Genomic DNA, 21,821 nt, shown 5'->3' with positions numbered 1-21,821 from the left:
TGACCCATGAAGCCTTCCGCTTCGCCACAGCCGCGCCGTGCTGCGGCAGCCGCATTCATCGGCACCATGATTGAGTGGTACGACTTTTACATTTACGCCACCGCGGCAGCTCTGGTATTCGGCCAACTGTTCTTTCCTTCCGAAGACAAGCTTTTCAGTACCATGGCCGCGTTCGGCACCTTCGCCGTGGGTTTCTTCGCCCGTCCACTGGGTGGGGTGGTCTTCGGTCATATCGGTGATCGCATCGGTCGCAAGAAGTCTCTGATCATCACCTTGGTCATGATGGGCGTGGTGACGGTGTGCATCGGTCTGCTGCCGACTTATACGCAGGTTGGCGTTGCAGCACCGGTCCTGCTTATCCTGCTGCGTGTGGTCCAGGGCATCGCAGTCGGAGGTGAGTGGGGCGGCGCAGTGTTGATGGCTGGCGAGCATGCGCCCAAAGGTCGTCGCAATTTTTTCGCGTCGTTCGCTCAGCTAGGCAGCCCAGCGGGCCTGATTCTGTCGCTGCTGGCGTTCGGCGCGGTCACCCGGTTGTCTGAGGAAGACTTGATGAGCTGGGGCTGGCGCTTGCCGTTCCTCGCCAGCGCACTGCTGCTCGTGGTGGGGTTGGTGATACGTCTCGGTGTCAGTGAGTCTCCTGAATTCCTCGAGGATAGAGCGCGCGCAGACAGGGCTCGTGCCGTCTCTAACCGCAAGGAGCAGGCGCCGGTTCTAGAGGTGCTTAAAACCTCTTGGAGACCACTGTTACTGTGCATTGGCGCTAACACGCTGGGCATTGCAGGCGTGTACTTCACCAATACCTTCATGATTGCCTACACCACCCAACAGCTCAACTTGCCGCGTTCGTTGATTCTCGAATGCCTGTTCGTGGTAGCGATCATCCAGTTCTGCATTCAGCCTTTAGCCGCGTGGGTGGCCGAGAAGGTGGGCGCGACCCGTTTCCTGTGTGCCATGTGCCTGTTGGCGATGGCTTCGCCGTATCCGATGTTCATGTTGGTGAGCAGCGGCCAGGCGCCGCTGATCATCTTCGGTATTGCCCTGGCGGTAGTATGCATGGCTTCGTTCTACGCAGTGATCGCTGGTTACGTCAGTGGTCTGTTCGAAACTCGAGTGCGTTACACGGCTATCTCCATGGCCTATCAAGTGTGTGGCGCTCTGGCTGGCGGGTTGACGCCATTGATAGGCACCTGGCTTGCCCATGAGTACCTCGGCCAGTGGTGGCCTATGGCAGTGTTCTACAGTTCGATCGCAGGCGTATCTCTGTTCTGCGTGCTGGCACTTTCCCGCCGTCATGCCCATGCACATCGCCTTGAAATGGCTCATAGCGCCTGACACCGTTGGAGAATCTGTATGTTGAAAATCAATGGCGAGCGCCTATGGGCCAGCCTTATGGCCATGGCCGAAATTGGCGCAACGGCGCGGGGCGGGAGTTGCCGTCTGGCCCTGAGTGGCGAAGACAAGGTCGGTCGTGAACTATTCAGCGGTTGGTGCCTGGATGCAGGGCTGACCCTGAGTATTGACGGTATTGGCAACCTGTTTGCCCGACGTGCCGGTACTGACCCGCAGGCGGCTCCGGTAATGATGGGTAGCCATCTGGATACTCAGCCCGAAGGTGGGCGCTTCGATGGTGTCTATGGCGTGTTGGCTGGGTTGGAAGTGGTGCGGCGCCTGGATGATTTAGGGATTAAGACCCGAAAACCGCTTGAAATCGCGGTCTGGACCAATGAAGAGGGCGCACGGTTTACTCCCGCCATGCTCGGTTCTGCGGTGTTCACCGGAACGCTGGCGCTGGAAAAAGCGCTGAGCGTCGAGGACAACGACGGTGTGACGGTAGCGCAGGCGCTCAAGCGTACTGGCTATGACGGTGAGCGTGCGCTAGGCGGGGCGGTGGACGCGTATTTTGAAGCTCACATCGAGCAGGGGCCAATCCTTGAAGACAACGCAAAAAGTATTGGCGTTGTGAGCGGCGGCCAGGCCATACGCTGGCTAGACGTATGCGTTGAGGGCATGGCGGCTCATGCGGGCACCACGCCGATGCCATTGCGCAAGGATGCCTTGTACGGCGCGGCGCAGATGATTCAGGCGCTGGAAGCGTTGGCCGGTGATTTCGCGCCCGAGGGGCTGACCACGGTCGGCCAGTTGAACATTGCAAAGTCGTCGCGCAATACCATCCCCGGGATGGTGAACTTCACGGTCGACCTTCGTCATCATCGCGATGCCGCCATTGAGGTGATGGAGCAACAGGTCTGTTCGCGCCTGCAAGACATTGCCGCCAAGCGCGGCTTGTCTCTTAGTGTCAATCCGCACTGGATCAGCCCAGCCACGCCATTCGATGCCGATTGCGTGGCCGCCGTGCAACAAGCCGTGGACGCTTTGGGCTATGCCCAGCAGCCTATCGTCAGTGGTGCCGGCCATGATGCCATTCACCTTGCGCGGTTCTGCCCGACGGCAATGATCTTTATTCCTTGCGTCGGCGGTTTGAGTCACAACGAAGCAGAAGATGTGTTGCCCGAAGATGTGCGTCGGGGTACTGACGTATTGCTCAACGCAGTACTGACCCGTGCTGGTCAGGTTGAATAAGGAAAGAGTCCGATGCGTAGTTTTTTTCACCCCGAACAACTTCTCCATTATCCGCGCAGCTATTACTCCCGTGGTCAGATGCGTACGCCTCAGGAAGTACCTGAGCGTGCTTGCAATCTGCTAAAAGCGGCACAGGCGCTGGGTTTCGATATTCAACAGCCGCAAGATTACGGCCTTGATCCATTATTGGCCGTCCACGGAGGCCATTACCTGGCTTTCTTGCAAGAGGCTCATCAACGCTGGAAAGAAGTGCCGGAAGATTGGGGCGAAGAGGTGATGTCTAATATCTTCGTTCGCGAACCCAATGCGTTGCGGGGGATTCTCGCCCAGGCTGCGCGTTACCTGGCCGATGGGAGTTGCCCGATCGGTGAGTTAACCTGGCGTTCGGCGTACTGGTCAGCGCAAAGCGCGGTAGCTGCGGCGAAGACCTTGCTCGAAGGTGCACCTGCCGCCTATGCGCTATGCCGCCCGCCGGGACATCACGCCCGAGCTGAGGCCGCCGGCGGTTTTTGTTATCTGAACAACGCGGCGATTGCTGCCCAGGCGTTGCGTGACGGTTTCCAGCGTGTGGCTGTGATGGATACCGACATGCATCACGGTCAGGGCATACAGGAAATCTTCTATGATCGTGACGACGTTTTGTATGTGTCGATTCATGGCGACCCGACCAATTTCTATCCCGGCGTAGCAGGCTTTTCAGATGAGCGTGGGGTTGCGGCTGGTGAGGGTTACAACCTCAATCTTCCGATGGCCCATGGGGCCAGCGAAGCGGATTTCTTCGGTAAGTTGGAGCTGGCACTGGCCGCGGTAAAAGCGTTTTCCGCCGACGCACTGGTGTTGTCATTGGGTTTCGACATTTATGAGCTGGACCCACAAAGCAAAGTGGCGGTCACTCGTGAAGGCTTTGCCCGTTTAGGCGAGTGCGTGCGTGACCTCGGTGTGCCATGCGTGATTGTGCAGGAAGGCGGTTATCACTTAGAAACACTGGAGAGCAACGCTAGAGCGTTTTTCGATAGCCCTGAGGCATGGCTGGGCTAGTTCCGAGAACTGCAGATTTCACGTAGCAACGTAAAAAAAGCATTTCCAACTCGCAGTGAGTGGTGAGAGCCAAGCCCTGCGAAAGTCAGGAACGGCAACGACTGAGTAGTCGGTGCTATTGCCCGGTCCGCAAAGCCGCTTACTTACTATAAGCGAGCGGCTTTTTTACATGCGAAGAACTCCCTCAGGGATCGCTGGCGACCTAGCGGCTAGCGTTGAACCAGCGTTGGGTATCCTCAAGCGAGCGGGCAAAACGCTCGAGGATCAAACGGATCTCGGATTCGCTGGAAATCAGCGGAGGGCAGAAGGCAATAGCATCGCCCATATTGCGAGTTATCATGCCGTGTTCCTGAGCGCGACCGGCCAGGTAGCGACCGAGCTTGCCTGTTACCTCGAATGGGGCTTTGCTTGCACGGTCGGCGACCAGCTCCACAGCGGCGATCAGACCTTGCCCACGCACTTCGCCCACCAACGGGTGATCGGCTAATTGGTTCAGCCCGTCCTGGAGGATCTTGCCCATGGCGGCGGCATGCTGCACCAGATTGTCTTCTTCAATGATCTTGATGTTTTCCAGTGCTACGGCGGCAGCGACCGGATGGCCTCCGGCGGTAAAACCGTGGCCCAGGGTGCCCAGGGCATGGCTCTGGTCTGCGATGCCTTGATACAACTCGTCATTGATCAGAATCGCCGAGATCGGCTGATAGGACGAGGAAAGCTGCTTTGACAGCACCATAACGTCCGGGCGAATACCGAAGGTCTCGCTGCCGAACATGTTGCCGGTACGGCCGAAGCCACAAATCACTTCGTCCGCAACAACCAGTACGTCGTACTTGCGGCAGACCGCCTGAATTTTATCCCAGTAGGTGCGCGGCGGAACAATCACTCCCCCCGCGCCCATCAGCGGTTCGCCGTAAAAAGCGGCGATAGTTTCCGGCCCTTCGCGAAGAATCAGATTTTCCAGCTCTGCGGCGAGGCGATCGGCGAACTGCTCCTGGCTCTCGCCGGCCAGCGCATGGCGATAGTGATGCGGGTTGCCTACATGGTAGAACCCTGGCAGCGGCACATCGAAGCCGCGCTGGTTGGCTGGCAGACCAGTAAGGCTGGCGCTGACGATGGTGATGCCGTGGTAACCATTGATGCGACTGATGAATTTCTTTTTGGCCGGTTTGCCCAAGGCGTTATTGCGATACCAGATCATTTTGACCACGGTGTCGTTGGCTTCGGAGCCTGAGTTGGTAAAAAACACCTTGCTCATCGGCACCGGCGCCAGCTCGATCAGTTTGTCTGCCAGTTCGATGCTGGGGGCGTGCGCCTTGTGGCCGAACAGGTGGTAGAAGGGCAGCTTGCGTAGTTGACTCTCTGCGGCCTTGATCAAGCGTTCGTTACTGAAACCCAGGGCTGCGCTCCACAGGCCGGACATGGCCTCAATGTAGGGTTTTCCCTGGTCGTCATAGACATAGATGCCCTCGCCACGCTCGATGATGAGCGGGCCGACTTCCTCGTGCACACGAGCATCGGTGTAGGGGTGAAGTTGGTGTTGTACGTCTTTTTCGGCAAGTGACAATTTATTATTGTTCATTGATTAGCACTCATGGGTACAGGAAAAAGTTTCGATGACACGATGGTGTCTCGGCGGCGCCCATCTTTGGCACCCAGCCTCAGGTTGCAGTGGATGCAGCCCGAACGGAGTTGTACGGTTTGACGAAACTGACGCCGGTGCTTGCTAACTGCTCGCGGACCTTGTCGACAATGTACGCACCGATCGGGATGGCCGACGTCGCTGCGGGCGATGGGGCGTTGCAAACGCTAACGCTACGGGCGGTGTTGATGAACAGGAAGTCGTCGATCAGCTTTCCGTCCAGCGAGACAGCCTGGGCGCGCACACCGGCCGGGTAGGCGGTGAGGTCGCTCTTGGCTATGGTGGGGCAATACTTCTGAACCTCTTTCAGGTAACCACCCTTGAACAGCGAGTTTTTCATCTCGATCAGGCCGGGGCGCAGGTTCTTCATCAGCACTTTGAGAATGCCCGGAGTGGTCAGGGTTTCGAACATATCGGACAGCGAGATATCGGTTTTGCGATAGCCTTCACGCTTCATCGCCAACACGGCGTTGGGGCCGACAGTGACGGTGCCGTCGATCATGCGGGTCAGGTGCACGCCGAGGAATGGCATGGACGGATCCGGGATCGGGTAGATCAAATGGTTGACGATCTGGTTGTGTTGCTTGGGCAGCAAGTAGTACTCGCCACGGAACGGGCAGATGATGAAGTTCGGCTTGATCCCCAGCATGCGCACGACGCGGTCGGCCATCAGGCCCGAGCAGGTGATCAGGAAACGCCCGTGGTGCTCCTGATCGCCGGTGCGCACCACCACTTCATCGGGACGCTCGTCGATGGCAACCACTTCGCTGTTGTAGCGGATTTCGCCACCGGCGGCTTCGAATTCACGGCCCATGGCCACGGTGACTTGTGCGTAGTTCACGATGCCGCTGGACGGCACGAAGATACCGCCCAGACCGACGATGTTCGGCTCGCGCTCACGCAGTTCGGAGGCCGATAACCACTCACGCTTGAGGCCATTGGCTTCGGTACGGTCCCACAACGCGCTCATACGCTGCATTTCTAGCTCGTTGGTGGCCACCAGCAGCTTGCCGCACTCGTCGTAACGGATACTGTGCTTGTCGCAGAAGGCCTTGGTCGCCTTGTTACCTTCCAGGCAGAAACGTGCCTTCAGGCTGCCGGGTGTGTAGTAAACACCGGCATGGATCACGCCACTGTTATGGCCAGTCTGGTGCTTGGCCGGGCCGGACTCTTTTTCCAGCAGGAGGATCTTTGCATCCGGGTAAACCTGGGTCAGTTGCATGGCCGTGGACATGCCCACAATGCCGCCACCGATGATAATGAAGTCGTACGCAGCCATTAGCTTGCACCCACCTGAATTACGTTTTGATTTGAGGCATGACGAGGGCCGCACGTGGTGGCCCTCGTCATTTCAGCTGTTGGCAAACCTTACTGGCCGCGCTGGTACATGGTTTTTTGGTAGCTGATGTAGCCACGCTGGCGCATCAGCTCACGACGCAGGCCCGGGTGGGCGGTGAAGCGGTCACGGCCGTGCAGCCAGAACATGTTGTTGACCAAGACGAAGCTACCGACCGGCACCGGTACCGATACCTTCTTCTGGCTGCCTTCCAGGGACTCGCTCATGGCGGTCAGCCAGATGCCTTCCTCGAAGTCCTTGGGCTGCACGAACTGGTCGATGTAACGCATGGTCGGGCGGCCTTCAGCGTCGTTGTCGAACACCGCATGGAACACGTCTTCACGCACGTTCTTGCTCGGTGGCGCGGTGAAGCGCATTTCACGGCGGGCCAGCGGGTGCGTGCAGTAGTGGCTCAGGTCTTCCCAGTCGTCCAGGTGCAGCAGCAGGGTATTGCCGCCTTCCATGTTCTGCTCGTCGATCTTCATCATAAGCACGTAGTCGGTGCGCTCTTGGACAAATGTGCCGTCGTTATGCAACTCCATCACACGGTGTGGCTGGCGCAGATAGCTGTCGGAATTGTCGGTGTTGACCACTGCGAAGCGCGCGTAGAACTGGCCGCTCATGGCATCAAAGTTGGAGCGACCAATCAGATGCGCCACTGCCGAAGAGAACTTGACCATGTCATCGGCCTGGGTCACGTCGCACAGGCCTTCAGGGGTGATCAGCATGCCGCCGGTGGCGCGATCCAGGATGGTGTTGATCAGAACCGGGCGCAGAGTACCTTCGCACAGATCGTCAAGGATCTGACCGACACGAAAGCGCAGGAACGACTTGTACTCCAGTGCCTGTACCGGCCACTCGGCAACAGCACTAACGAACGCGTCGACGGTTTCCTTGGCGAAGGTCAGCTCAAGAAGGCGAGGTGACTGCTTGGAAGGGGCGAGGGTGAAGCCCTTGCTTTCCGACGGCAGCGGCATCACAAGGTCCTGAATCTGAGTAAAGGCGTTCATGGCGGCTCCTGGCAAAGTGGGGTGAAAATCGCTTTCCCGTGTTGATCTGGGTCAAGCAGGAATGAAAATATCGCCATTAACATAAAATGTCTACGTTTTTAAAAAGAAGAGACAAAATACTTCATTGTCTAATATTTTTCGGTCAGTAGATGTTTAGGTATGATGGAGACTTTAACGAGTTGAGGAGCAGTACCTTGGATAGCCTCACCCCCAGGCAGAACTCTGTATTCAGCGGGTATGAGCGGCTTAAGCGGGACATCATCCGTGGAGTCTTCAAGCCTGGAGAGAAGCTCCTTATGAGCGGGCTGAAGGAACGTTATGACCTTGGTGTAGGCCCACTGCGAGAAGCTTTGTCACAACTGGTGGCTGAACACCTAGTGGTGGTAATCAGCCAGAAAGGTTACCGCGTAGCGCCCATGTCGCTGCAGGAAATGCAGGACATCTATGATGCCCGCGCCAACCTGGAAGCCATGATTGTCGGCCTGGCCATCGAACGCGGCGACGACGCCTGGGAGGCTCAGATACTCGCGCAGTCCCATACGCTATCTAAGGTAATGGACGTGAAAACCCGCGAGCAGGTGCTCGACGTCTGGGATGAGCGGCACAAGACTTTCCACAGTGCCATTGCGGCTGGCTGCGGCTCCAAGCATTTACTCCAGGCGCGTACCTACCTGTTTGACCAAGCCGAGCGCTACCGCCACCTGTGGCTGACACAAACGGTTTTTTCTGACGAAGCCCTGAAGCTCAAGCGCGAGGAACATGCCGCGCTGGTCGAAGCCATCCTCGCCCGCGATACCGTTCGTGCAACAGCAATGATGCGCAACCACCTGATGACTCCAGTGCCAATCATCGTCGAGGTTATGCAGCGCGGCGGTCTGGGCAAGGCTGCCGCTGCTCTTTGAGCTTGGCGCTCAGCGAGTCGGGCAGCATTTGGCGGTGGCGGGTTCTAAACACGAGGACCCTTTGGCAGCACTTGATTTGGACTACCAAGGCTAGAGCACTACATTAAATGCGAAAGGAACGCTCAAACAATGTAGGAACCTTTTCAGCTCATGCGCATGCTGAGTGCAGCATATTTCATTAGAGGAGGGCGCTCACAATTGAGCGCGTGGACAACCGTGGGGTGATAGTTTTATGCCGTCTGAATAATAGCTCATCTAAATGGTAATTTAGTTTAGTTATTCTTTTTGGTTATAGCCCCCGTGAGACGAACGAGGCTACAGTGCTTTTCGAGATCGAACCATACTGAGGACGCTATGACCATTCCTGTAACCATTGATAGCTGCACATGGAACTACTTTTTCGACAATCAGTATGATCTTTGTGTTGGGTTACCTCCTGAAAAATTCTCCTTGTTCATTACAAGGGAGGTCGAGTTAGAGCTACTTCAGATACCGGACGACTCCCATGGTATTGATAAGCGGCCCTTGAAGGAGTACATCCGCAACAGCATCGATTGCCGCAAGGTTACGACCACTTATGTGTTCGGTTTCTCTGATTTAGACAATCCTGAGGAGCCTTCTCGTTATGGCGGTTTTGGCCAAGGCACCTTTGAATCGGAAGACGAGCAAGACTGGCGGCAGCGTGAAAAAACACAGCAATTTGTACAAGCGGGCTGCGCCGCCAAACAGCGAAAAAAAACAGTCCTGAGAAAAGACGAGGCTGATGTTTCTCTGGCGGTTGCGTCCTTGAATTCGATTCTGATCACAGTTGATGAAAAGAAAGATGCACGTCTAGGTAAGAAAGGACCAATCCATGATGCGGCTACCAACGGCGGTTTTGTTGTGTATGTCCAAGAGGTTCAGAGCAGTGGCCTGGGATTGGCGGATTTCATCCAAAAGCATTTTGTCGTTTCTGAAGGAATGCTATGGCCTGTAGAGGCCGTGTGATCTTGGTGGCTCTGCCGAGCCCCCAGCCTGTATAGGAGGGTTCGCATAATGTATATTATGTTAAATCACGTATTACTCTAAAGTTGCGCATAGGTGTCCAATATCACTAACCTCCGGTCACGTTTGCACAAAACCCCGTTCCTTGAAAAATCAGCAATTTGAAAGCTCATCCTCATCCCCTGTCTCACCTTCGCCTCTTGTTGCCGTGTCACTAATCGCCGGTTCGCCTTGCATCCCACGATCAGACTGGCCGGACCCCGATCTCTCTGCTACACATATAGGTACCACCCAAAGATTCTAGCTTGCCGGTTCCCCCTATGACGCGGCCGTTCATCGCATTTCCGATCTTCCCTCCGTATGACCATTGGCAACCCAACCGAGTAAAACGATTCCCGGTCAATGCTCACGTCTCAGCCCGTCTGAGCGAGGTTGACGAGTCGTGCCTTCCATTCATGAGCGCCTGGTACGCCGATCGTTATCTGAACTGGATTGCTCATAGTACGCATCCCAAGCAGCGGATGCGACGCGTCTCGCAGATGCTGAAGTTGAAAGCGGTAACCGTCTGGTTGCAGACACCACGCTAGCTATCGAGCAGCTGGCTACCTCACTGGTTGAAACCACCAACACCGTGGAACAGGTGTCCAAGCATAGCGAACAGATTGAAACGGTTATCGACGTGATCAATTCAATCGCCTCGCAAACTAACCTGTTGGCTTTGAACGCAGCCATCGAAGCAGCCCGGGCCGGTGAGCACGGTCGAGGGTTTGCGGTTGTGGCCGACGAGGTGCGCTCACTGGCTAACCGCACGCAGCAGTCGACGGAGGAAATTCGCGCAATGATAAGCACTTTGCAGAGCGGTACCGAAACGGCAGCACAAACCATGCGCAACAGCTGCGAACTGGTAAATCGGACAGTGGCGCAAACCCGCAACGCTCAGAGAGCGCTGTCCAAAATTAGCCAAGAAGTGGGCGCCATAAACCATATGAATACCCAAATCGCCAGCGCCTCTCTCCAGCAAAATGCTGTGGCCGAGGACGTAGCACAGAATATCACCCGCATCCACAGCTCAACCGTGCAGTCAGCACCTGGATCACGGGAAGTGGCAACGGCCAGCCAGGAGCTGGCGCAGCTAGCTGATCGCCTTACCCAGAAGGTGGCATTTTTCAGGGTGGCTTAGGGGGCACGCAGCATAAATAATCAATCGCCCCCACCCTTGGCACTAAACAACTTCAACCAGCCACCGTCTTCATGAGCCTCGTTACAGACCATGCAGTGCTCGAATAAGGCAGCAACCGGCGAGCGCCGGTTGCACCATTCACAAGGCTGTCAAGCTGTGTTGTCGATACGCTTACCGTTGATCATCAGTAAGCAGAAGCACGTCCCTAGCGACAAACTTCTGTGCGTTGCGATCATTGCAGCCGAGGGCTAGATCGCCGGACGATCTTGATCAAGTGCTTGACGTTTGGCTTACGGGTCACGCTAATTGCCCTGCTGGTTACGGTGTCTATTGTGATGTTCCAAAATCCACTGCTGGGCACGACGATCTTCGCTGGGAACTTGTCGAATGCGCCACCATGGTAGGTGTGGCGCCCTCCACTCTTGAAGCTGCGAAAATTGGCGTCGTTCATTAAACGTATGTTGCATGTATTCGAGCATTCGATGATCACCACGTCATCTTCGTTGAGTTGCTCGCGCTGGTGTATAAATTTCATGGAGACCCGTGGCGGTTAGAGGTGAAGCTAGACAATACCACGGCGGGTGTCGGGCGTAGCGGCTTCCAAGGCTGTTCGGTTGTGTGGGTTGGTGACGTCAGCACCGGACATATTGATCAAGCTCAAACGCTGATAGCGCCTTACAGGACTTATTTAGAGAAAACAGTCCAAAGCTGATCAACCCGCGTAGTGAAACTCTGACTCATCATCTCCCGCCGCATACCCCAGTCCGGATCCACAGGCACGCTCGCCAAGCGCATCGTCCCCCTACCCCACCTGCCATTTATAGCGTCCAATACGCCCATCACTTTCTCGGTCGCTTCGGGCTGGGAGATCGAAAAAAGGTCATCCGTGTATTCGCCTTTTTGGCAAAGGTTAAGCAGGAGCACCTCGGCCTTGCTGTATTTGAAACCGGGCCTGAAAACTCGGGGTAATCCCCCCATTTCTAATACTCACCAGAAATAGAGGTCAGGCCACCAGGGCCAACTTCTGTTTTGGAGTAATGCCGCCGAGGGCCATATTCGGGCGCTCGTGATTGTATGTCCAGATCCAGTTCGGACCGTAGTCCTGAACTTCAGCTATCGACTCAAACAGGTAATGTCCCAGCCAGTCATAGCGCACAGTACGGTTATAGCGCTCAACATAGGCATTCTGCTGCGGATTGCCCGGCTGAATAAAGTCAAGTCGGATGCCCCGTTTCTCGGCCCACTCAGCGAGCTTGGTGCTGACGAATTCTGGACCGCTATCGCTGCGGATCGCCTGCGGCTTTCCACGCCATTCAATGACCTGATCCAGTGCACGCACCACACGTTCAGCCGGTAGCGACAAATCAATCTCCATACCCAGGGCTTCGCGGTTGAAGTCGTCAATCAGATTAAAAATCCGAAAACTACGCCCATCGGCTAACTGATCGTGCATAAAATCCATCGACCAGCACTGGTTGGTGGCCTCAGGAACAGCTAGCGGTTTGGGCTTCTCGCGCACGACGCGCTTACGCGGCTTGATCCGCAGATTCAGCTCCAGTTCGCGGTAAATCCGGTACACCCGCTTATGGTTCCACCGATAGCCCTTCACGTTGCGCAGGTACAGAAAGCACAAGCCAAACCCCCAGTTACGCTGGTTATGCGTGAGCCGGATTAGTTGATCGGCGATCTCGGCGTTTTCAGACGACAATCGTGGCTGATAGCGATAGCACGTGATGCTGACCGAGAAGGCCAGGCACGCCAGCTTGATACTGCACCGACCTGAACAAACCGCTTCCTGCGCCATCTCTCGTCGCCGCGATGGCTTCACCACTTTTTTGCCATGACCTCCTGGATAATTTCGGCTTTGAGACGCTCTTCGGCATACATTTTTTTGAGGCGCCGGTTCTCCTCCTCCAGTTCGCGCAACCGAGCCATCAGCGACGCATCCATACCACCGAACTTGGTGCGCCACTTGTAGAAGGTGGCCGAACTGATACCGTGCTCGCGACACAGCTCTGGCACCGGGCTTCCAGCCTCGGCTTGCTTGAGGATGGCCATGATTTGACTGTCCGAAAAACGCGATGTCTTCACGCAAAATTTCCTTGTTCCGATTAGGAGAAAATTCTACTTCCGACGAGTACTTTTTTCAGGGGGGATTACCCCACCCCGGGCTGCTTCGGCTCAGATTTCGTTGACAGCCATCCAGATCAAAGCGCCAGCCGGCTACTGCTGCGGCGACAAATCAGCCCTTCGATCCTGCTAACGATCTATATCTACGGCTATCTCAACCGAATCAAGGCCGGCGCAGCGAACTTCGCCTACGGGGCATCGAAGGACTCTATAGATCTCAGAAATCACCTGCATCGTTGCGCCTTCGATCGTTCCTTCATTACGGCATAAAACCCAGCCGTGATCTGCAATCGCTCGCTCGAACGCCTTGGTGCAAGCGACATGTTCTTCCAGCTTATGAATCACAGTACTGCTCAGCCCACGCCGTCGTGCCGCTGCCCTCGCCCATGAAATATCAGGGGCAGTGACAACCCCAACATGGAGGTCTGGCACTCGCACGTTCCGATCAACGTTCAACTGTAGAATCTCTGCAAACGGGACTATCCGGCGAAACGCGGCATCAGACGGGTACCAGCGATCGATCAAGATGATGCTGCCTGGTGGCTGTTTAGGCAGTACGTGCTGGGAAATCCAAGCACGGCTATCAGCAAAGCGCTCACAAACCCCCAACTCCAAATCCCGGGTGGGATTTCTGACGAGTTTGTTAACGAGGGCCATTGTTTCAGCCCTATAGGGATCGCTTTTTTTCTCGCAAAGTCGGATCACCTTTTTGTTGTCGGCCCTCAGTACTTTCGTAACGGCCTCCAAAAGCGTGGTTTTGCCGGCTCCCTTGGGCCCATCTAGAGAAACAAACAGCGGACGATTCATTCTTCACATAACGATTGATATACGGTTATTTTTGCCCTGTTCGTTCGCTGGAACCGCTTGGCGCGACTGCGCGAATCGAACGGAGGGACCTTATGAACAGACATTGATGATCACTCTAACTTAGTTTCTGGCTAACGGATCTCAAAATCCTGGGATACAGCCGCTTATGAACATCGGTCATCGCCCATATGTTAAATAGCGAAACTGGCTGGGCTCGCACGTGCGCTGCTTCGCTTTTCTCGGAGGGACATCCTAGAGACTGGTGCCGGACAACCTGCGCAGCAGCGTCAGCAAAGCGCATCGCTACGAGCAGGACATCAACCCCAGCTACCGTGATCTGGCCGAGCATTACGGGGTCGCCGTATTGCTCGCTCGCGCAAAACCGAGCACATGTCTAAGAGTCACCGCGACAACGGCTAATCGGCAGGCTATCGATACATCGGCGCCTTAACGAAATGAATTACCCCGCATTTAGGAAACAGTGTTTATCACAAACCGGCCTACTCACTGTTTCAACACTGCCTTAGAATCCGCCGGCTTCACAGAAGCTATTCCAAGACCTGCTTTCGACAGCACCCAGGGAAACGCTGAAAAATTCTCCTTTCTGGAAAGCCATCGAGTTGAAAGCCGCGTATTTCTGGGTCTAATTTTTTTGCCAAAGCTTTTTCAGGCCATTCCTAGCGGAAAACCAGTCCATACAAGACGGCTGCAATTAGTTATACCGGGGTTAGAAATTAGCGTAAAAGTCGCGTTGATCGCAATGGTACTTGCCAGTCTATGATGCTGCCATTGCCAAGAGCGATCAGACCACGCAGGTAGACATTATTTCTATTCGGGCACTTATCTACCTGGTCACACCGTTTAACCACCGGATGAAAAATAACACCGCGCCAGTCCATTACTTACTGACAGATAGCACTGGCGCGTCACGCTTGTTAATAATTCATAATAAATACACTTTGGGGCAACTATGCACAGCAAATCACTGTCGGCCACGTTGGCGCTGACGAGCCTAACCGTGGGTCTTGGATTAACCTCCACCGCGCGGGCAGACTTTATCGAAGACAGTAAGTTATCACTGGGCATGCGTAACTTCTTTTTCAACGCGGATAACCACTCCGGTGGTGCAGATCAAAAAGAATGGGCGCAGGGGTTTAAGCTCGATTATATCTCGGGGTTTACCGAAGGCACTGTCGGTTTTGGCGTAGACCTTGAAGGCATGCTCGGGCTGCACCTCGACGGCGGCAAAGGCATGCACCCGGCGATCAATACCTTTACTCCGAGCAAAAGCGACGGTTCGGCGGAATCCACTTGGGCCAGTGCTGGTGCTACGGTCAAGGCACGCTTCTCCAAGTCTGAAATTCGCTATGGCAACACACTGACCCCAAATCTGCCCATCCTGGTGGCCAACGATGGGCGCCTGCAGCTGCAGACCTTCGAGGGCGGCATGATCACCTCCAAGGAAATCGATAACCTGACGCTGACGGGTGGCCAGATCGAAAGCGTCAAAGGCCGCGCCTCGACCAACAGCACCGGCTTGTCGGTGTCCGGCGCCACGCACGGCAGCAATAAATTCCGCTTTGCCGGTGGTGACTGGAAGGTCAACAAAGACCTAACCTTGCAGTACTACTACGCCAACCTGGAGAACTTCTACTCGCAGAACTTCTTGGGACTGGTGCATGTGCTACCGATCACCAACGACTCTTCGTTCAAGACCGATCTGCGCTATTTCAACAGCACCTCGGACGGACGCAACGGTGAGGTTGGCTACGCGTTCAACAACAACGGTGGTTACGCGAAGAACACCGGCAAGGTGGACAACAACACCTGGAGCTCGATGTTCACCTACTCCTTGGGTAACCAATCGCTGATGCTGGGCCGAACTCAGGTCTCTGACAACGGTGGTTTCGTCTGGAACAACGACGCCAGCGTGGTTAACAAGTACGGTAGAAACGAAGGCGAAGGCGGTTATAGTTTTTACCTTTTCAACGACGCTACCGTCGGAAGTTTCGCCCGAGCGGGTGAGAACACCAACTTCGGCCAGTACAGCTATAACTTTGCCAGTCTTGGCGTTTCCGGCCTGAAGGCGTCAATCAGCTACCTGCGGGGCGACGGTATCAAAGCGGCCGACGGCCATGGGCCCGATCAGCACGAGTCGGAAATCGACACGCGCGTCGACTATGTGGTGCAAACCGGCCCATTGAAAGGCTTCGGCACTACCCTGCGCCACGGCACCTACCACGCTGGGAACACTGGGACTGCTGACCTGGATCAGACCCGTCTGTTCTTCAACTACACCTACAATTTCTTCTGATCGATCGCGGCAGAGGTGGCAGTTACCTGAGCTAATGGTTGCCACCCAAGGATTACTTAGCGTTGATCACTAGCAAAAAAAACAGGATTATCGACATCAAAGTCTTTCAACCTTAAGTATTCAACCAGGTAGATGTCAGCAGGAATCCTGCCAGAGACCAGCCGCCACCCTCCTCGCTCTTTCGATATAAATACTCAGTGAAGCTGAGTATTTATATCCGTCATTGGCAAGCGCTAAATTTCGATGATTGCTGTTTACGTTCAGGTTGTCGGCAGCCAATTAAGCCGAAGTACTGACCATCGAACCCGTGGTGGTGCTGCCTTCATCCTGCAATGCCTGCAACAACGCCGCCGTGGCGGTCTGCAACGACCCTGAGGTGGTCGCGGTTTTACTCGAAGGCGTCGAAAGGGTCTGGTTGATCGAAACAGAGGTGATGCTAACCATGAGACTTATCTTGTTTGGGTTTAGGTTAAATCCATCATCGACATCGTTTAGATGGACTTGAGATCGACTGTGTACTTGTTTGGTAAACAAACGGGTACACAGTCCTTTGCCCTACGCGCTCAGACGCGTCGTCACTTCATTCAAGTGCCCCGAACCGTGTGTCTTCAGGGAGCAGCACGGTTTCATGCGACTATCCGTTTCGCCTCCAATGACAATTCATGCAGGCTGGCCAATCGCTGCATGATGCGCTCGACCACTACTACCCGCGCTATTGCACCATTTTGAAGTTCACCCATTGAGTGCAACGCGACCTCGGCCTTTTCCAGGCCCAACCGCGTCGACCCCGCCAAGTGCTCGATACCCTGGCGCGCATTCTCGGCAGACTGTTCCAGGCCCGTGGCGATGTGTCGGATCTGCGCACTGGAATCGGCGGCCTGGCGAGACAGATTGCGCACCTCGTCTGCTACCACGGCGAAACCTCGACCATGACTACCCGCCCGTGCGGCCTCGATGGCCGCATTTAATGCCAGCAAATTGGTCTGTCGGGCAATGTCCTGAATGCTCCCGACAATGGCGCCAATTCGTACCGACTGACTGCTCAGCTCGTTGAACACCTGATCGAGACCCTGCATATAGAGATTCAGATCGCCGAGCACACTCGCCGATGACTGCATGCTTTGCGCACTCGACTTCACCCGTTCGCCAGCAGTCCGCGCCAACTGATCGGCGAAGCGCATGTCCTCCTCGGTTTGCAGTACTGCTTGGGTCAACTGCTCCAGGGTGGCCTGAACGTGTGCCCCCGGCCACACAGGGTTGGGTATCTGGGCCTGCGTTTGCACAACGGCCACCGGAGCACTGAGTACCGGAACCTCCAACTCGCGCTTTGGCGGTTCCTGTCGCACAACCGCAAGTTGCCGATGATAGAGCGCGGATGCGAGCAGCAACGCGAGGTTGATTCCGCCGGCCAGCAGCAGGCGCTCATTATCACCCCAGGCCAACACCACTGCGCCCACGCCTGCAACCATCAACAGCAAACCGGCCCATATTTTACGTGCCCTATGAGCAGCCATGCTGATCACAGCGGCGTTCAGGTGTAACTGAAGATCAGCAGGTTTTTCGATAACCTCATGTACGTCGATATTGCGCATGGCATCCGTCTCTCGTTGTTGTTTTTAGAACGGCGGACGAGAAGTCCATCGCTTTTGTTGAGGCCATGCGAGGCTATGGAGGCGAAACAAAACGCAATATCCGACCTGTGCAGATATCTATCCGTTTTGTGCAGAGGTGGCGTCATGGCGCCCAAGGAGCGCGGAAACTGACCCGGCGCAAGGGTCAGGCAAACGTTTTCAGCAGAAGGTTGACGTAATGGCTTTTAGACCTCACCGGCGACGACGAAAGGCTCCAGGGCTCTCCCCGGTCCATTGCTTGAACGCTCGATGGAACGCGCTGGGTTCCCGGAACCCCGCCTCCTGAGCGATTTCGGCGATGCTCATGGACGTCGTACGCAATCGTTCGAAGGCAATGGATCGACGCATTTCATCCTTGATCTGTTGGTAGGTAAACCCTTCACGCTCTAACGCACGCCGCAGGCTGCTGAGGTTAATCGCAAACTCTGCGGCAAGCTGTTCGAGCGTCGGCCAGTGATCGTAGCCGCAGGATTTCAAGCGTTGATGAATTCGGGCGCTGTATCCCTCTCTGTTACGAAAACGGATAAACACCGACTGCGGAGCGTTACGTAAAAAGGTGTACAGCGATTGTCGATCCTGAATGACCGGAAGCTTCAAGCATTCAGGATCCAGTTCGATTTCCGTGATATTCGCGTCAAACTCCACGTAAGCACCCCACAGCAAGTGCTCATCACCGTGTCCAGGCAACGAATGTTCGAATTGCACGCGACTGATGGGCATGCGCCTGCCTGCCAGCCAGCACATCAACCCAACGATCAGAACCATGAAGGTCTCAATCACGATGGCCCGCAAATGTTCATCCTTGCTGGTACAACGCATGACCACCACCCTGCGTTTACCGCGGGCCTGTACTTCGCATTCAATGTCACGCAGGAACAGTTTGAAGTAGTCCAGCGACTGCTTTAGCGCCTTCTCTACTGTAGGAACCTGGATCAATCCTCGGCAGATCAGGGCGAAACTGCCCAAGGGCATGCCATGGGAGTCCAAACCAAAAAACTCGTCGTCAAGCTCCTTCACCACGGCTAGCCAAAGCGCGGCGAAGTTTGTCGCGGCTACCCGTTCAGGCAGTTCATCCAGCGAGCGCTCCGCGAACCCTGCCTGCTCTAAAAGACGAGCGGTTTCCACTGGCCGGCCACTAAATTGATAGAGCAGCGCCTTGGCGAAGTAGGAAGAAACGGAGTGTTTTTCGTTCATGGATACTGGGTTGCCTATGGCAAAAAATAGCAGTTTTGCTGAGCGGTTTTGGCATAGGCCCGGCGCCTGCTCGCCCCTTAGACTGTCCACCTGATTAGCAGTATCCCAGATGTCGGCTGCGGCGCCATTACCTGATTTCGGTAAGACCGCTTGAAAACCCGTCATCCCTACAAGGAATAACTCCATGAACACCCCTGATATTTACGTTGTCGGTGCCGCACGCACTGCAATCGGCACCTTTGGCGGATCGCTCAAAGATGTGCCGATGGCCGATCTGGCAACCACGGCCGTCAAGGCTGCCTTGCAACGCAGTGGCGTCGATCCGGCGCACGTCGAACATGTCGTGATGGGCAATGTCATTCCGACCGAGCCCCAGGATGCCTACATCTCCAGAGTCGCGGCGATGAACGCCGGCATCCCGAAGGAAACGCCCGCCTACAACGTCAACCGCCTGTGCGGTTCCGGTTTGCAAGCGATCATCTCGGCCGCACAAACCTTGCTGCTGGGCGACGCTGAAATCGCCATTGGCGCAGGAGTCGAGGCCATGAGCCGTGGCCTGTACATTCTGCCCGCCGCTCGATGGGGCGCTCGCATGGGCAACACCCAGGCCATTGACTACATGCTCGGCATTCTGCACGACCCCTTCCAGGGTTTTCACATGGGCATCACCGCCGAGAATATTGCCGAACGCAATGGCATCAGCCGCGAGATGCAGGATGCCCTGGCCATGGAGGACCAGACTCGGGCGTTTCGTGCCATCGAGGAGGGTCGCTTTATCGAGCAAATCGCTGCCGTTGAAATTCGAAGCCGCAAAGGCACCCAACTGTTCAATATCGACGAGCACCCTCGTGCTACCTCTCTGGAGCAACTGGCGCAAATGAAGCCGGCCTTTAAGAAGGATGGCTCGGTCACTGCTGGCAATGCATCCGGTCTGAATGACGGTGCCGCCGCGTTGGTGATGGCCACCGGTGCCGCAGTCAAAGCCAATAACCTGCGTCCCCTCGCCCGCCTGGTCGCTTATGCCCATGCGGGTGTCGAGCCAGAATTGATGGGCCTCGGTCCGATCCCCGCCACGCGTCTTGCGCTCAAGCGTGCGGGTCTGACTGTGGCTGATCTGGACGTTATCGAAGCCAATATCGCGTTCGCCGCGCAGGCGTGCGCTGTGACTCAGGAATTGAATCTGGATCCGGCCAAGGTCAACCCGAACGGTTCGGGCATTGCCCTTGGCCATCCGGTCGGGGCTACCGGCGCGATCATTGCGACCAAAGCTATCCACGAACTGCACCGCATCGGCGGGCGCTATGCGCTGGTGACCATGTGCATTGGTGGCGGCCAAGGCATCGCCGCCATTTTCGAACGCGTTTGAGGGGTTGTAAGTGAGTATTCAAAAACTAGCAGTCATTGGCGCAGGCACCATGGGCAACGGGATTGCCCAAGTGTGTGCACTTGCCGGAATAGACGTGACATTGATTGATATTTCCGATGAGGCGCTCGCAAAAGGTCTGTCGGCGCTGACTACGAATCTCGATCGCCAGCTGCGCAAAGAAACGATTACAGCAGCGGAGATGCAAGGTGCTCTCAACCGGATCTCTCTCAGCACCGACTACGTGGCGTTGAATGGAGCCGAGTTGGTCATTGAAGCGGCAACCGAGAATCTGGAGCTCAAAAAACGCATTCTCAAACGAATCGATGACACCGTGAGTGATGACTGCGTCATCGCAACTAACACGTCATCGCTGTCGATTACCGAATTGGCGGCAGTGGTCAAACACCCGGCTCGCTTCATTGGTCTGCACTTCTTCAACCCTGTACCGATGATGGCATTGCTGGAGGTCATCCGCGGTTTGCAAACGTCGGACATCACCCACGCCTTGGCGCTGAAACTCGCCGAACAGATTGGCAAGAGTGCAGTCACGGCTCGCAACAGCCCGGGCTTCGTGGTCAATCGCATTCTGTGTCCGATGATCAACGAAGCGATCTTCGTTTTGCAGGAAGGCCTGGCCAACGCCAAGGACATCGATACCGGCATGCAATTGGGCTGCAATCACCCTATCGGCCCGCTTGCGCTGGCTGATCTGATCGGCCTGGATACCATGCTGGCGATCATGGAGAGTTTCCATGATGGCTTCAATGACCCGAAATATCGTCCAGCGCAACTGCTCAAGGAAATGGTCGCGGCAGGTTATCTGGGCCGCAAAAGCGGGCGCGGTTTCCATGTCTATACCTGAGCGCTGTTCACGCTTCGCTCAGAGCCGTGACAAGGCACTGGATCTGTTCGCCAGAAAGGGATTCGGCCAGGTTGGCATGCGCGAGCTGGCAACCTATCTCGGGCTCACACCTGGCTCGCTTTACCATCATTATCCAAGCAAACAGCATTTGCTCCTCGACTTGATCGAGGAGCTTTACGAAGAACTGCTGACCACTGTACGTCTGATAGAGCAAAGCCCTGATGACGGGGTGAACACCTTGCAAGTCATTATCCGGGCACACCTGAATCTGTACCGGGAAATGCCGTTGCACTTTCGCCTGGCTGAACGCGACAGTTGTTGTCTGAACGAAGAACAACAACTGCGTGTCAGCCATTTACGCGAACAATATGAGCGCCAACTGCTCGTGGCACTGGGGTATAGAACACTGTTGACCCCGCATCGGCTTCAGGCCGCCGGGCACGCCATTGCCTCATTGCTCAGCAGCGCACCCTCCTGGTTGGTACAGCGCACCCTTGACGATCAGGACCGCGACGAACTGATGGAAGACTTGATGATGGGGGCGATTTGCTCGGTGCTCAGGTCACCGGCCTCCAGCAACGCGCGCGCCGTGTCGATGCGCAAGTTCTGCAAATAGGTTAGCGGCGACTGCTCAAGCACCCTATTGAAGCGGCGTATCAAGGTTCGCTCGCTAACTGCCAACCTCTGTGCCAGATCTGTCATACGTACCTGTTCCGCCAGGTGATCCTGAAGCCACTTCTGTGCGCATTGCATGGCGATGGCCTTTCCCGCAAATTTGTTGAGCACGTGAACAGCTTGAAATAGAAACGTGGCATGTGCGCTTATCGCATACCAGACACTCCGACTCA

General features: G+C 55.6%; 19 protein-coding genes and 3 pseudogenes. 11 read left to right on the top strand and 11 right to left on the bottom strand.

Going from position 1 to position 21,821, the window contains the following annotated elements; translation table 11 throughout:
• Positions 1 to 6: 6 nt before the first annotated feature.
• Genes ACVBEG_RS10970 through ACVBEG_RS10960 form a run of 3 tightly spaced genes read left to right on the top strand, consistent with a single transcriptional unit; the run spans position 7 to position 3,618 of the window.
• Complete coding sequence (locus ACVBEG_RS10970) at positions 7 to 1,332, top strand: MFS transporter (RefSeq protein ID WP_330201183.1); 1,326 nt, start codon at positions 7 to 9, stop codon at positions 1,330 to 1,332.
• A gap of 18 nt (positions 1,333 to 1,350) precedes the next feature.
• The gene (locus tag ACVBEG_RS10965; RefSeq protein WP_447107690.1) at positions 1,351 to 2,580 is read left to right on the top strand and encodes a Zn-dependent hydrolase; all 1,230 of its coding nucleotides are present in this window, start codon (positions 1,351 to 1,353) and stop codon (positions 2,578 to 2,580) included.
• A 12-nt stretch (positions 2,581 to 2,592) separates the two neighbouring features.
• A complete protein-coding gene (locus tag ACVBEG_RS10960; protein ID WP_322179281.1) occupies positions 2,593 to 3,618 on the top strand; it encodes a histone deacetylase family protein in 1,026 nt (341 codons plus the stop codon).
• A gap of 202 nt (positions 3,619 to 3,820) precedes the next feature.
• On the opposite strand, the gene ACVBEG_RS10955 is transcribed toward ACVBEG_RS10960, so the two are convergent.
• From ACVBEG_RS10955 to glaH, 3 genes are all read right to left on the bottom strand, one after another.
• The gene (locus tag ACVBEG_RS10955; RefSeq protein ID WP_322179282.1) at positions 3,821 to 5,197 is read right to left on the bottom strand and encodes an aspartate aminotransferase family protein; all 1,377 of its coding nucleotides are present in this window, start codon (positions 5,195 to 5,197) and stop codon (positions 3,821 to 3,823) included.
• Between the two features lie 79 nt (positions 5,198 to 5,276).
• The gene (gene lhgO, locus ACVBEG_RS10950; protein WP_322216384.1) at positions 5,277 to 6,536 is read right to left on the bottom strand and encodes an L-2-hydroxyglutarate oxidase; all 1,260 of its coding nucleotides are present in this window, start codon (positions 6,534 to 6,536) and stop codon (positions 5,277 to 5,279) included.
• Between the two features lie 89 nt (positions 6,537 to 6,625).
• The gene (gene glaH, locus ACVBEG_RS10945; RefSeq protein ID WP_322179284.1) at positions 6,626 to 7,603 is read right to left on the bottom strand and encodes a glutarate dioxygenase GlaH; all 978 of its coding nucleotides are present in this window, start codon (positions 7,601 to 7,603) and stop codon (positions 6,626 to 6,628) included.
• 194 nt (positions 7,604 to 7,797) lie between these two features.
• Here glaH and csiR point away from each other — a divergent pair, with 194 nt between their 5' ends.
• The 3 genes and pseudogenes from csiR to ACVBEG_RS10930 form a co-directional block, all read left to right on the top strand.
• Positions 7,798 to 8,505: a DNA-binding transcriptional regulator CsiR gene (gene csiR / locus ACVBEG_RS10940; protein WP_322179285.1), complete on the top strand. Its 708-nt coding sequence runs from the start codon at positions 7,798 to 7,800 to the stop codon at positions 8,503 to 8,505.
• 354 nt (positions 8,506 to 8,859) lie between these two features.
• Entirely contained in the window at positions 8,860 to 9,492 is a 633-nt protein-coding gene (locus ACVBEG_RS10935) for a hypothetical protein (RefSeq protein WP_322179286.1), read from the top strand.
• A 499-nt stretch (positions 9,493 to 9,991) separates the two neighbouring features.
• A pseudogene (locus ACVBEG_RS10930) lies at positions 9,992 to 10,669 on the top strand (methyl-accepting chemotaxis protein); the annotation flags it as partial.
• 232 nt (positions 10,670 to 10,901) lie between these two features.
• On the opposite strand, the gene ACVBEG_RS10925 reads toward ACVBEG_RS10930, so the two are convergent.
• The 4 genes and pseudogenes from ACVBEG_RS10925 to ACVBEG_RS10910 all read right to left on the bottom strand — a co-directional run bounded on the left by ACVBEG_RS10925 (position 10,902) and on the right by ACVBEG_RS10910 (position 13,606).
• Positions 10,902 to 11,204, bottom strand: a complete 303-nt coding sequence (locus ACVBEG_RS10925) for a DUF1883 domain-containing protein (RefSeq protein ID WP_322179287.1) — start codon at positions 11,202 to 11,204, stop codon at positions 10,902 to 10,904.
• A 149-nt stretch (positions 11,205 to 11,353) separates the two neighbouring features.
• Positions 11,354 to 11,638, bottom strand: a pseudogene (locus tag ACVBEG_RS10920) (DUF4113 domain-containing protein); the annotation flags it as partial.
• 34 nt (positions 11,639 to 11,672) lie between these two features.
• Positions 11,673 to 12,760 (bottom strand): IS3 family transposase gene (locus tag ACVBEG_RS10915; protein ID WP_322179288.1). Its coding sequence is split into 2 segments (ribosomal slippage): positions 11,673 to 12,508 and positions 12,508 to 12,760, totalling 1,089 coding nucleotides; the frame shifts between segments, so codons are not numbered across the junction.
• Positions 12,761 to 12,928: 168 nt separating this feature from the next.
• Positions 12,929 to 13,606: a dTMP kinase gene (locus ACVBEG_RS10910; protein WP_447107689.1), complete on the bottom strand. Its 678-nt coding sequence runs from the start codon at positions 13,604 to 13,606 to the stop codon at positions 12,929 to 12,931.
• A gap of 202 nt (positions 13,607 to 13,808) precedes the next feature.
• Between ACVBEG_RS10910 and ACVBEG_RS10905 the strand changes: the two are divergent.
• Together ACVBEG_RS10905 and ACVBEG_RS10900 are read left to right on the top strand one after the other, a co-directional pair.
• Positions 13,809 to 13,988, top strand: a pseudogene (locus tag ACVBEG_RS10905) (IS21 family transposase); the annotation flags it as partial.
• A 588-nt stretch (positions 13,989 to 14,576) separates the two neighbouring features.
• Positions 14,577 to 15,920, top strand: coding sequence for an OprD family outer membrane porin (locus ACVBEG_RS10900; protein WP_322179302.1), 1,344 nt, complete (start codon positions 14,577 to 14,579; stop codon positions 15,918 to 15,920).
• A 279-nt stretch (positions 15,921 to 16,199) separates the two neighbouring features.
• On the opposite strand, the gene ACVBEG_RS10895 is transcribed toward ACVBEG_RS10900, so the two are convergent.
• The 3 genes from ACVBEG_RS10895 to ACVBEG_RS10885 all read right to left on the bottom strand — a co-directional run bounded on the left by ACVBEG_RS10895 (position 16,200) and on the right by ACVBEG_RS10885 (position 18,745).
• A complete protein-coding gene (locus tag ACVBEG_RS10895; RefSeq protein WP_322183154.1) occupies positions 16,200 to 16,364 on the bottom strand; it encodes a hypothetical protein in 165 nt (54 codons plus the stop codon).
• A 182-nt stretch (positions 16,365 to 16,546) separates the two neighbouring features.
• The gene (locus ACVBEG_RS10890; RefSeq protein WP_416194631.1) at positions 16,547 to 16,996 is read right to left on the bottom strand and encodes a methyl-accepting chemotaxis protein; all 450 of its coding nucleotides are present in this window, start codon (positions 16,994 to 16,996) and stop codon (positions 16,547 to 16,549) included.
• Positions 16,997 to 17,743: 747 nt separating this feature from the next.
• Positions 17,744 to 18,745: an AraC family transcriptional regulator gene (locus ACVBEG_RS10885; protein WP_322217768.1), complete on the bottom strand. Its 1,002-nt coding sequence runs from the start codon at positions 18,743 to 18,745 to the stop codon at positions 17,744 to 17,746.
• A 184-nt stretch (positions 18,746 to 18,929) separates the two neighbouring features.
• Here ACVBEG_RS10885 and ACVBEG_RS10880 point away from each other — a divergent pair, with 184 nt between their 5' ends.
• Genes ACVBEG_RS10880 through ACVBEG_RS10870 form a run of 3 tightly spaced genes read left to right on the top strand, consistent with a single transcriptional unit; the run spans position 18,930 to position 21,589 of the window.
• Complete coding sequence (locus ACVBEG_RS10880) at positions 18,930 to 20,111, top strand: acetyl-CoA C-acyltransferase family protein (RefSeq protein ID WP_443692465.1); 1,182 nt, start codon at positions 18,930 to 18,932, stop codon at positions 20,109 to 20,111.
• 10 nt (positions 20,112 to 20,121) lie between these two features.
• Complete coding sequence (locus ACVBEG_RS10875) at positions 20,122 to 20,973, top strand: 3-hydroxybutyryl-CoA dehydrogenase (protein ID WP_322179306.1); 852 nt, start codon at positions 20,122 to 20,124, stop codon at positions 20,971 to 20,973.
• Entirely contained in the window at positions 20,960 to 21,589 is a 630-nt protein-coding gene (locus ACVBEG_RS10870; protein ID WP_322179307.1) for a TetR/AcrR family transcriptional regulator, read from the top strand. Before ACVBEG_RS10875 ends, ACVBEG_RS10870 begins: the two co-directional genes overlap by 14 nt.
• Here ACVBEG_RS10870 and ACVBEG_RS10865 read toward each other — a convergent pair.
• A complete protein-coding gene (locus ACVBEG_RS10865; protein ID WP_369125130.1) occupies positions 21,475 to 21,726 on the bottom strand; it encodes a helix-turn-helix domain-containing protein in 252 nt (83 codons plus the stop codon). The two genes, ACVBEG_RS10870 and ACVBEG_RS10865, sit on opposite strands and share 115 nt — an antisense overlap.
• Between the last annotated feature and the right edge of the window lie 95 nt (positions 21,727 to 21,821).

It is taken from the genome of Pseudomonas sp. GG8, from assembly GCF_052976945.1.
This window is presented reverse-complemented; position numbering and strand designations above follow the sequence as displayed.